The sequence below is a fragment of the Photobacterium angustum genome (assembly GCF_003026365.1).
In the GTDB taxonomy this organism is placed as follows: domain Bacteria; phylum Pseudomonadota; class Gammaproteobacteria; order Enterobacterales; family Vibrionaceae; genus Photobacterium; species Photobacterium angustum.
Genome location: NZ_PYOM01000039.1, coordinates 1 through 2391 on the forward strand (window position 1 = coordinate 1; position 2391 = coordinate 2391).

The following is a 2391-nucleotide window of genomic DNA, read 5'->3' on the forward strand; positions in this document are numbered from 1 at the left end:
TGTTAAGCAAGATGTGAAAGCCCGGGGCTCAACCTCGGAACAGCATTTTGAACTGGCAGACTAGAGTACTGTAGAGGGGGGTAGAATTTCAGGTGTAGCGGTGAAATGCGTAGAGATCTGAAGGAATACCGGTGGCGAAGGCGGCCCCCTGGACAGATACTGACACTCAGATGCGAAAGCGTGGGGAGCAAACAGGATTAGATACCCTGGTAGTCCACGCCGTAAACGATGTCTACTTGGAGGTTGTGGCCTTGAGCCGTGGCTTTCGGAGCTAACGCGTTAAGTAGACCGCCTGGGGAGTACGGTCGCAAGATTAAAACTCAAATGAATTGACGGGGGCCCGCACAAGCGGTGGAGCATGTGGTTTAATTCGATGCAACGCGAAGAACCTTACCTACTCTTGACATCCAGAGAACTTTCCAGAGATGGATTGGTGCCTTCGGGAACTCTGAGACAGGTGCTGCATGGCTGTCGTCAGCTCGTGTTGTGAAATGTTGGGTTAAGTCCCGCAACGAGCGCAACCCTTATCCTTGTTTGCCAGCACATAATGGTGGGAACTCCAGGGAGACTGCCGGTGATAAACCGGAGGAAGGTGGGGACGACGTCAAGTCATCATGGCCCTTACGAGTAGGGCTACACACGTGCTACAATGGCGTATACAGAGGGCTGCCAACCAGCGATGGTGAGCGAATCCCAGAAAGTACGTCGTAGTCCGGATTGGAGTCTGCAACTCGACTCCATGAAGTCGGAATCGCTAGTAATCGTGAATCAGAATGTCACGGTGAATACGTTCCCGGGCCTTGTACACACCGCCCGTCACACCATGGGAGTGGGCTGCACCAGAAGTAGATAGCTTAACCTTCGGGAGGGCGTTTACCACGGTGTGGTTCATGACTGGGGTGAAGTCGTAACAAGGTAGCCCTAGGGGAACCTGGGGCTGGATCACCTCCTTACCTAAAGACTTGCTGTTTAATGCAGTGTCCACACAGATTGCTTGGTTAAAATGTAGAACGTAAAAAGACTTGGGTCTGTAGCTCAGGTGGTTAGAGCGCACCCCTGATAAGGGTGAGGTCGGTGGTTCAAGTCCACTCAGACCCACCACTTTCTCTCCCAGAGAAGGTGGTGGTTTAGTCTTTTATATCGTTGGGGTTATAGCTCAGCTGGGAGAGCGCCTGCCTTGCACGCAGGAGGTCTGCGGTTCGATCCCGCATAGCTCCACCACTCTTTAAACACATTTGAATAAAGTGTCTTTAAAAAGTGGTTATCTAACGATAATTACATGTTCTTTAACAATCTGGAAAGCTGACTAGTAAATTCAATCGATAGATTGATTTTAAAAAATGTTTTTATCTTTAGATAAAAACGAGTTCTCAAACAATACACATTCAAGTGTCTTGTATCGAGTCCGGCGAAAAACCAACGTTTAATACTTTCTTGATCGAAGTGTTAAACACAAACCTTGGTTGTTTGAACATACGAAACCTCTTGGGGTTGTATGGTTAAGTGACTAAGCGTACACGGTGGATGCCTTGGCAGTCAGAGGCGATGAAGGACGTATTAACTTGCGATAAGCCCAGAGAAGGTAGTAAAAACCGGTGACTCTGGGATTTCCGAATGGGGAAACCCACGTGCATAAGCACGTATCGTGTTGTGAATACATAGCAGCACGAGGCGAACCGGGGGAACTGAAACATCTAAGTACCCCGAGGAAGAGAAATCAACCGAGATTCCGGTAGTAGCGGCGAGCGAAACCGGATTAGCCCTTAAGCTAGTTTTGCGTTAGGTGAAAGTTCTGGAAAGTTCTGCGATACAGGGTGATAGCCCCGTAACCGACAACGCATTATCAGTGAAAACGAGTAGGACGGGACACGTGATATCCTGTTTGAATATGGGGGGACCATCCTCCAAGGCTAAATACTCCTGACTGACCGATAGTGAACCAGTACCGTGAGGGAAAGGCGAAAAGAACCCCTGTGAGGGGAGTGAAATAGAACCTGAAACCGTGTACGTACAAGCAGTAGGAGCCTACTTGTTAGGTGACTGCGTACCTTTTGTATAATGGGTCAGCGACTTAATTTTAGTAGCAAGGTTAACCGTTTAGGGGAGCCGTAGGGAAACCGAGTCTTAACTGGGCGAAATAGTTGCTAGGATTAGACCCGAAACCGAGTGATCTAGCCATGGGCAGGTTGAAGGTGAGGTAACACTTACTGGAGGACCGAACCGACTAATGTTGAAAAATTAGCGGATGACTTGTGGCTAGGGGTGAAAGGCCAATCAAACTCGGAGATAGCTGGTTCTCCCCGAAAGCTATTTAGGTAGCGCCTCGGACGAATACTACTGGGGGTAGAGCACTGTTAAGGCTAGGGGGTCATCCCGACTTACCAACCCTTT

At 49.1% G+C, this 2391-nt stretch carries 2 tRNA genes and 2 rRNA genes; all 4 read left to right on the forward strand.

What is annotated here, in order from left to right:
- Positions 1–953: ribosomal RNA gene (locus tag CTN01_RS22445) — 16S ribosomal RNA — on the forward strand; the annotation flags it as partial.
- A gap of 71 nt (positions 954–1024) precedes the next feature.
- Positions 1025–1101, forward strand: a tRNA-Ile gene (locus CTN01_RS22450).
- Positions 1102–1145: 44 nt separating this feature from the next.
- A tRNA-Ala gene (locus tag CTN01_RS22455) sits at positions 1146–1221 on the forward strand.
- Positions 1222–1497: 276 nt separating this feature from the next.
- A 23S ribosomal RNA gene (locus tag CTN01_RS22460) occupies positions 1498–2391 on the forward strand; the annotation flags it as partial.